Source organism: Microbacterium sp. IO18 (assembly GCF_049099505.1).
Taxonomy (GTDB): Bacteria; Actinomycetota; Actinomycetes; order Actinomycetales; family Microbacteriaceae; genus Microbacterium; species Microbacterium aurugineum.
In genome coordinates this window covers 1-8,470 of the sequence record NZ_JBMJAF010000005.1, presented here as the reverse complement: position 1 = coordinate 8,470, position 8,470 = coordinate 1, and the positions used below count along the sequence as shown (strand labels likewise).

Sequence of the window (8,470 nt, the reverse complement as noted above, 5' to 3'; positions counted from 1 at the left end):
TCGGGTCAAAGACGTCGCTAAAGCGGCCGGACGTGCCCTCGGCGGGGCTTCCGCCGACATAGTGAGTGAGTACGCGAACCATGAGTTGCTCCTTTGGTTTTGGATCCGGCCGACTCGGTAAAACTGCGGCACGGCATAGATCATCGAAATTCTGAAAAACTTGGTTAAAATTAGGTGTGACGCGAAGAGGTTTCCGAAGAATGCCGGGAGCCGAGTGAGGACTTTTGTCCGGGGCCACAGGCCGTTGCTGCGGCGGTTGAGGTCTGGATGATAGAGCCCGCGCGCGGCTGTGATTGTAAGGGCGGCCACGATAGCGGCCCGCAGCCGCGACGCTATCGCTTCTAAATTTAGAGGCGTCGATGACGGGAGCCGCGGGTTTCTGATATCAGGAATGGCTCAACCAGCGAACCGGGATGTCACGGATTGCGGACCCGGACCGTTAATGTTCCTTTTGAAGGGCGTTGGACGTCATTCGGTAAGCCAGCTGGCCCTCGAGAGGTTGGGGTTCAACCCACACCTCGTATCCCTCGGCTTTGTCTATGAAGGTTCGGTAGTGGGATGCATCTGCAGCGATCCAGACTGCTGACGAGTCCGGCATGGCGTCTTCCACGAACCCTGACCGGACCAGCTTGTTATTCTGCCGAATTTCCACAAAGACGCCTATTAGAAGGCTCCAGTCATTATGCCGGTAAGCGGCCACGCTGATCTCCACTAGGTCGAAATTTGCTGATGTTGGTACTTCCACGCTTCGATGTCCGCCGCGCCAGTCGACACTTCATCTTGGCTAGGAAGGGAGCGGCCCGGCCAAGCCCCCGTCGTGGCGGTTCCTTCTTGGCATCTACAGCCGGCTCAGGCTACTGGCGGAAGAGAAGTTAGGTTTGTCCAGCGTGTCCAGAAGTCGCTGTGCACGTGGAGGGACTGGGCTTGCGGGCTATGTGGCGGCATGGGCCGCTGGTTAGCTCGTGAACAGTCCCCTTATTGGAATTCCGGTGTAGGGGCCCCTGGGAAGCAGCCCCTACACCGGAACGAGTGGTTACGGTGTGCTGGCCGGAAGCGACGGGCTGCCGTCGCTGTTGACCGCGGGCCGCAGTCTCGTAATCAATTTGTCGAGCACGTCGGGGTCTTCAATGGTGGAAGGAAGGACGTAGTTGTCGCCGTCCACAATCTGACGCATCGTTTTTCTAAGTATTTTTCCTGTCCGAGTTTTGGGAAGCGCCTCAACCACTGTGACACTCTTGAAGTCTGCCACGGCACCGATATCCCGTCGCACCAGGGCGACCAGGTCCTGGACCAGGATCTCTTCGGGGACGTCGACCCCGGATTTGAGCACGACGTAGCCGCTCGCACGCTGGCCTTTGAGCGGGTCTGCTACACCTATGACTGCACACTCGGCAACTGCCGCGTGCTGTGCAATGACTTGTTCCATGGAACCGGTTGAAAGTCGGTGTCCGGCCACGTTGATGATGTCGTCAGTGCGGCCCATCACGAAGAGGTACCCGTCTTCATCTAGGTACCCTGAGTCCCCCGTGGCGTAGAAGCCGTGGAAGGCCCGAAGATATGAAGAAACATACCTTTCATCGTCGCCCCAGAGCGTGGTCAGAGTCCCGGGCGGCAATGGGAGGGCAAGCACTATGTTCCCTTCCTCCCCCGCTGGCACTGCCGTGCCCTCTCCATCCACGATCTTGAGCGTGAAGCCTGGCATAGGAACGCTGGGAGAGCCCGGCTTGATAGGCATCGTCTCCAAGCCCCGTGGGCTGGCGCAGATCGGCCAACCTGTTTCGGTCTGCCACCAATGATCGACTACCGGGATCTGCAGAACCTTCGCTGCCCAAGCCTGGGTATCAGTGTCTAGTCGCTCACCGGCGGCGAAGAGGGTCTGCAGGCTGGAAACATCGTAGTCAGCCAACAACTTTGCTTCCGGGTCGACCTTTCTAATGGCTCTGAGAGCCGTAGGAGCAGTAAAGAGGACCTTTACCCGGTGATCCTGGACGACCCTCCAGAAGGCGCCCGCATCGGGCGTGCCCACAGGCTTCCCTTCGTAGAGGACCGTAGTGGCACCAGCCATCAAGGGACCGTAGACGATGTACGAGTGGCCGACAGCCCATCCGACATCGGACGCTGTCCACATGACGTCCCCGGGTCCGATGTCATAAATATTGGACATCGTCCAGGTGAGAGCCACAGCATGGCCGCCGTTGTCCCGCACCACGCCTTTGGGTGTTCCCGTTGTTCCCGAGGTATACAGGATGTAAAGCGGATCCGTCGAACTGACATCTACAGGGCCTGAAGGGGCAGCTGTTGCCATCTGGGCGTCCCAGTCCAACCATCCCTGGTAATCGTCAACCGCCGCTTCGAATCCATCACGTGCTTTTACCAGCACGGGAACGTCCTTAAACCCGGACAGCTCCAAAGCTTCCGAGACTGCCGGCAGGTATTCAATGCGCCGCGACGGTTCCAATCCTCCGGATGCCGTGACCAATGCCGCCGGAGCAGCGTCTCTGATCCGGGCAGCCAGCTCATTCGGCGCAAAGCCACCGAAGACCACCGAGTGAACGGCGCCGAGGCGCGCTGTGGCCAGCATGGCGATCACGGCCTCGGGGATCATAGGCATGTAAATCACCACCCGGTCCCCTTTTCCCACTCCCTGATCGCGCAGGACTCCGGCGAATGTCGCTACGAGTTCGGTGAGTTCCGCATAGCTGTACCGACGCTTCGTGCCAATCATTGCCGAGTCGTAAATCAGAGCGTCCCGCTCGCCGTGACCTGCTTGTACATGGCGATCAAGGGCGTTGAACGAGGTGTTGAGGACCCCATCAGGGAACCATCCGAATAGCGGGGCCTGCCCGGAGTCAAGGGCCTGACGCGGCGGGACAGTCCAAGCCGCCTCACGTGCCGCGTCCAGCCAGAACTCTTCGGGGTGTTCCTGGCTGCGCTTGTAGCTGTCTCGATAACTGGTGATGCCCATGCGAGATTCCTGTCCACGACGGTGTGATTTCGATCATGCTATCTTCGGCCTCTCCAGAAAACAAGGATTGTGTATACATCCTGAGCACTTTTCTGCGAACTGTTCCCGGATACTAGTGCTATCTCGAAGTCTATGTATACACTCAAGGCATCTGCAATGGAGGAGAAACATGCGAGCGAGTGACAGAGCCTATGCATCCCTTCGCGAGGACATCATCGAATGGCGCCTGGCCCCTGGCACCATTCTCGCCGAAGTGGAGCAGTCCGAACGGCTCGGCGTATCCCGGACCCCCGTCAGGGAGGCCCTAAGCCGGCTCAGCGCCGAAGGTCTTGCGGCGCCAGGCGGCCGGGGGGTCGTTGTCACGGACATCTCTCTTGAGGACATCGACGAACTTTTTGAGCTGCGTGAGACGCTGGAGGGGAGGGCGGCAGCTCTCGCCGCTGCACGCGGAAATGCCGCAATTTTCTGGGAGCTGCATCGTCAGCTGCTGGAGGCGCCGGACCTCATAAACAGTGCAGACCCTGCCAGACACGAGTACTACGCCCTGGTGGGGCGCCTGGATGAGGCAATCGATGCCGCTATTTCCAACTCCTACCTTGTACAGGCGATGCGGAGCCTCCGCGTGCACCTGGTGCGCGTCCGTCGACTGGCGGCCGATGATGCGGGCCGGCTCCACGCAGCTGCTGGCGAGCATGCAGCCATCGCGGAAGCGATCGCCTCCGGCAACCCAAAACTGGCCGAAGCGGCCACCACCCTACATCTCCACCGCAGTCTTTCCCACGTCAAGGCCACTCACCGAAAGGAACCCCATGGTTAAGGAACACCACGTCCGCGTGTACAAAAGCGAGGAAAACCTGGCACGCGAAAACCAGCTGGCCCACAAGATCGCCCTGGTAGCCGCTGACGAGGTCGAGGTGACCCCCGACGTCACCGAAATGGTGGTCAACCGCGTAATCGACAATGCCTCAGTTGCGATCGCATCCTTGAACCGTGGCCCCATTGTAGCGGCCCGCGCCCAGGCGATGACCCACGCACCGACGACCAATGGCAAAGGCGCCAGCGTCTTCGGCATCACCGACAAGGTCTCCCCCGAATGGGCCGCGTGGGCCAACGGCGTGGCGGTCCGAGAACTCGACTACCACGACACATTCCTCGCAGCCGACTACTCGCACCCCGGCGACAACATTCCGCCGGTCCTTGCAGTGGCCCAGCATGTCGGTTCCAGCGGCCGGGATCTGATCCGCGGCATCGCCACCGGCTACGAGATCCAGGTCAGCCTGGTCAAGGCCATTTGCCTGCACAAGCACAAGATCGACCACGTCGCGCACCTGGGCCCGTCCGCGGCTGCCGCCATCGGCACCCTCCTGGGCCTTGACGTGGAGACCATTTTCCAGTCTGTCGGCCAGGCGCTGCACACCACCACCGCCACGCGCCAGTCCCGCAAGGGCGAAATCTCCACGTGGAAGGCCCACGCCCCGGCGTTCGCCGGTAAGATGGCCGTCGAATCCGTTGACCGCGCGATGCGCGGCCAGACCTCGCCCGTGCCGATCTACGAGGGCGAAGACGGCGTGATCGCATGGATGCTGGACGGCCCGGACGCGCGCTACACAGTCCCGCTGCCGGAAGCCGGCGAGGCCAAGCGCGCCATCCTGGACACCTATACCAAGGAGCACTCGGCCGAGTACCAGGCTCAGGCCTGGATCGACCTGGCCCGGAAACTGAACCGTGAGCACCCCGAGGCTACGGATCCGGCGAACGTGAAGTCGGTGCTGATCAGGACCAGCCACCACACGCACTACGTGATCGGCTCCGGGGCAAACGACCCGCAAAAGTATGATCCCACGGCGAGTCGCGAGACGCTGGATCACTCCATCCCGTACATCTTCACGGTGGCCCTGCAGGATGGTTTCTGGCACCACGTGGACTCGTACTCCCCCGAGCGTGCCGCCCGGCCTGACACGGTGGAGCTGTGGCAGAAGGTCAGCACCGAGGAAGACCCCGAATGGACCCGCCGGTACCACTCCCTGGACATCTCCGAGAAAGCCTTCGGCGGCTCGGTGGAGATCACCCTTGCGGACGGGGCCATCATCACCGATGAAATCGCCGTCGCCGACGCCCACCCCCTCGGCGCCCGCCCCTTCGGACGGGAGCAGTACATCAACAAGTTCCGCACCCTCGCCGCGGGGCTGGTGACAGAAGAGGAAATCACACGCTTCCTCGCGGCCGCAGAGGGCTTGGCAGACCTGGGTCCGGGCGACCTGGACCAGCTGAACATCACCGCGGCCCCCGGCATCATCGACTTCAGCAACGCACCAGCCGGCCTTTTCTAAGCCGGAGAGGAGAACCACATGCTCTACTCCGAAAAAACAGCGGAACAGAAGCGCCTCGCCCTCCGCGAGATGCTCGCATCCGGAACTATCCAGCAGTTTCCCGGCGCCTTTAACCCACTTTCGGCCCGGCTGATCGAGGAAAAGGGCTTCGCCGGCGTGTATATCTCCGGCGCGGTCCTCGCCAACGACCTCGGCCTGCCCGACATTGGGCTGACCACCCTGACCGAGGTGGCTACCCGAGCCGGTCAAATCGCCCGGATGACCGATTTGCCTTGCATCGTCGACGCCGACACCGGCTTCGGCGAGCCGATGAACGTCGCCAGGAGCGTCCAGGAGCTCGAGAACGCCGGCTTGGCTGGTTGCCACATCGAGGACCAGTTCAACCCCAAGCGCTGCGGACACCTGGACGGCAAGAATGTCGTGGATCTGGACACCGCGACCAAGCGCATCCGAGCGGCGGCCGAAGCGCGGCGGGATCCTAACTTCCTGATCATGGCGCGCACCGACATCCGCGCCACCGACGGGCTGTCGGCTACCCAGGACCGTGCGAGGGCGCTCGTGGAGGCGGGGGCCGACGCTATCTTCCCGGAAGCCATGAAGGACCTCAGCGAGTTCCAAGCCATCCGCGACGCCGTCGACGTTCCGATCCTGGCCAACATGACCGAGTTCGGCCAGAGCGACCTTTTCACGGTTGAACAGCTGCGCTCAGTTGGCGTCAACATGGTCATCTATCCCGTGACCCTGCTCCGCAGCGCCATCGGCGCTGCTGAGCGTGTTCTGGATTCGATCAGATCAGACGGGACACAAGAGGCGCAGATCGGAAGCATGCTGACCAGGGCCCGGCTCTACGACCTTGTCGACTACGAGGCCTACAACGGCTTTGACTCCGGAGTCTTCAATTTCACAATTCCAGGGACCCGCTGACCCGTAACCATCCCGGACCTCCGGCTTCGGCCGGGACACTGCAAAAGGAACGAAGGATTTTCAGCATGGCTATTGAAGACATCAAAAAGGGCCTCGCCGGCGTCGTTGTGGACTACACGGCCGTCTCCAAGGTCAACCCGGACACGAACTCGCTGCTGTACCGCGGATACCCTGTCCAGGAGCTCGCGGCCGCGTGCAGCTTCGAGGAAGTCGCCTACCTGCTGTGGAACGGCGAGTTGCCCACCCCGGAGCAGTTGGCCGGGTTCACGGCGCGGGAGCGGGTCGGGCGGGCCCTCGATCCCGTGGTGCAGCAGGTCATCGACGCACTCCCCACGACGTCCCATCCGATGGATGTCTGCCGGACGGCAGTCTCAGTGCTGGGGGCCCGTCATGAACTCGCCGAAGACTCCTCGCCCGAAGCCAACTTGGCCAAGTCCGTGGACCTCTTCGCCGCGATGCCCGCCGTTGTGGCCTACGACCAGCGGCGCAGGCGCGGTCAGGACGTCGTGGCACCCCGCGATGACTTGGATTACTCGGCCAACTTCCTCTGGATGACGTTCGGTGAGGACCACGCCCCGGAGGTTATCGATGCGTTCAACGTCTCGATGATCCTGTACGCCGAGCACTCCTTCAACGCATCCACATTCACCGCCCGCGTCATCACCTCCAGCCTTTCGGATCTGCACTCCGCGGTCACCGGCGCCATCGGCGCACTCAAGGGGCCGCTGCACGGCGGTGCCAACGAGGCCGTCATGCACACGTTCGACGAGATCGGCATCAGGTCCGAGGAATCCCTCGACGAGGCCGCAGCCCGGGCAAAGGTCTGGATGGAGGACGCCCTCGCGAAGAAAAAGAAGGTCATGGGCTTCGGCCACCGCGTCTACAAGCACGGTGACTCCCGCGTCCCCACCATGAAGGCCGCCCTGGACAAAATGATCGCCCACTACGGCCGCCCCGAACTGCTGGGCCTGTACAACGGCCTGGAAACGGCAATGGACGCGGCGAAAGCGATCAAGCCGAACCTCGACTACCCGACCGGTCCCACCTACCACCTCATGGGGTTCGACACCCCAACATTCACCCCCTTGTTCGTCGCCAGCCGCATCACAGGCTGGACCGCACACATTGTGGAACAAGCCGCTGCCAACTCCCTCATTCGTCCACTCAGCGCATACAACGGCGTGGACGAACGGCACGTGCCCTAGTCTTCTTTCCCCGGCGGCTCAACGGGAGTCTGGGACCGATTGCGCCTAGAAGTGCCCGGTTTTTCAGCGGTCATCAACCTAATGCTGTGATCCCACAGACTGCGGTGGGGAGGCCGAAGGTGATCACCCGGATCACCGTCTATCGCAACGGGACGCCTCCCCACCGCGCATATCCGGAGAGATAGGACTTCATCCGGAATATCAGGACCGCGTTGGGAGCCGGCCAAGCAGCCCCATCAACATCCACAAAGCATACGAAGGGCCAATGAAATGACGAGAATGTTGCTTATCGGGCCGCCCGGCTCGGGTAAAGGTACCCAGGCGGAACGCCTGTCGGATCGCCTCGGCGTCGTTGCCATCTCCACGGGCGACATTTTCCGCACAAACGTCCAGGAAAAGACTCCGCTGGGCCTCAAAGCCAAGACCTACATGGACGTCGGCGATTTTGTGCCGGACGAAGTCACAAATGAAATGGTCCGGGGTCGGCTGAGCAGTGAAGACGTCAAGGATGGGTTCCTGCTGGATGGCTACCCTCGGACAGTCCAGCAGATCACCGAGCTTGACGATATCCTCGGACGAAACGGTCAGCAGCTGGCTCTGGCGGTGCTACTGACGGCCGCCGACGAAGAGCTGGTAGAGCGCCTTCTGGGCCGAGCATTAATAACGGGCCGCACCGATGACAACGAAACCGTGGTCCGTCACCGCCTGGATCTTTATCACCGGCAGACAGAAACTGTGGTCGCCAACTATGCCCAGAGAGGCATTCTGACGTCAGTGAACGGTTCCGGACCCGTTGAAGAAGTGACTGATAGGGTCATGGCGGCGATTGAAAAGATGGCCCCCAAGGGCGTGCACTAGGGCTCCCTGAGCCATCAGCTAGCCAGGAGGTTTCCAACCCATTGGCCATCAGCAAACCAGGCTACCAACACACATTCATTACCCAATGCATAAGGAGCATTCCATCATGACGCGTGAACTATCCCATTACGTCGACGGCCAGCGTGTCGAGGGCACGTCCGGCCGCTTTAGCGACGTCTTTGACCCGA

6 protein-coding genes are annotated in these 8,470 nt (G+C 61.5%); 5 read left to right on the top strand and 1 reads right to left on the bottom strand.

The annotated features are described in order from the left end of the window. Positions 1-1,033: 1,033 nt before the first annotated feature. Positions 1,034-2,965 carry an AMP-binding protein gene (locus ACLF6J_RS17625; RefSeq protein ID WP_421076993.1) on the bottom strand — a complete coding sequence of 644 codons (1,932 nt, stop codon included), beginning with the start codon at positions 2,963-2,965 and terminating at the stop codon, positions 1,034-1,036. A 169-nt stretch (positions 2,966-3,134) separates the two neighbouring features. On the opposite strand from ACLF6J_RS17625, the gene ACLF6J_RS17620 reads away from it, so the two are divergent. The 5 genes from ACLF6J_RS17620 to ACLF6J_RS17600 all read left to right on the top strand — a co-directional run bounded on the left by ACLF6J_RS17620 (position 3,135) and on the right by ACLF6J_RS17600 (position 8,282). Then, entirely contained in the window at positions 3,135-3,782 is a 648-nt protein-coding gene (locus ACLF6J_RS17620) for a GntR family transcriptional regulator (protein WP_421076992.1), read from the top strand. Further along, positions 3,775-5,295 (top strand): MmgE/PrpD family protein, encoded by a 1,521-nt coding sequence (locus ACLF6J_RS17615; protein WP_421076991.1) that lies wholly within the window; start codon positions 3,775-3,777, stop codon positions 5,293-5,295. Before ACLF6J_RS17620 ends, ACLF6J_RS17615 begins: the two co-directional genes overlap by 8 nt. 18 nt (positions 5,296-5,313) lie before the next feature. Continuing rightward, positions 5,314-6,219, top strand: coding sequence for a methylisocitrate lyase (prpB, locus tag ACLF6J_RS17610; RefSeq protein ID WP_421076990.1), 906 nt, complete (start codon positions 5,314-5,316; stop codon positions 6,217-6,219). A gap of 65 nt (positions 6,220-6,284) precedes the next feature. Continuing rightward, complete coding sequence (locus ACLF6J_RS17605; RefSeq protein WP_421076989.1) at positions 6,285-7,424, top strand: bifunctional 2-methylcitrate synthase/citrate synthase; 1,140 nt, start codon at positions 6,285-6,287, stop codon at positions 7,422-7,424. A 270-nt stretch (positions 7,425-7,694) separates the two neighbouring features. Continuing rightward, positions 7,695-8,282, top strand: coding sequence for an adenylate kinase (locus tag ACLF6J_RS17600; RefSeq protein ID WP_421076988.1), 588 nt, complete (start codon positions 7,695-7,697; stop codon positions 8,280-8,282). The last annotated feature ends 188 nt before the right edge of the window (positions 8,283-8,470 follow it).

Excerpts from the sequence above, each read along its gene's own strand:
- ACLF6J_RS17625 (WP_421076993.1), bottom strand. The coding sequence starts at position 2,965 with ATGGGCATCACCAGTTATCGAGACAGCTACAAGCGCAGCCAGGAACAC.
- ACLF6J_RS17620 (WP_421076992.1), top strand. The coding sequence starts at position 3,135 with ATGCGAGCGAGTGACAGAGCCTATGCATCCCTTCGCGAGGACATCATC.
- ACLF6J_RS17615 (WP_421076991.1), top strand. The coding sequence starts at position 3,775 with ATGGTTAAGGAACACCACGTCCGCGTGTACAAAAGCGAGGAAAACCTG.
- prpB (WP_421076990.1), top strand. The coding sequence starts at position 5,314 with ATGCTCTACTCCGAAAAAACAGCGGAACAGAAGCGCCTCGCCCTCCGC.
- ACLF6J_RS17605 (WP_421076989.1), top strand. The coding sequence starts at position 6,285 with ATGGCTATTGAAGACATCAAAAAGGGCCTCGCCGGCGTCGTTGTGGAC.
- ACLF6J_RS17600 (WP_421076988.1), top strand. The coding sequence starts at position 7,695 with ATGACGAGAATGTTGCTTATCGGGCCGCCCGGCTCGGGTAAAGGTACC.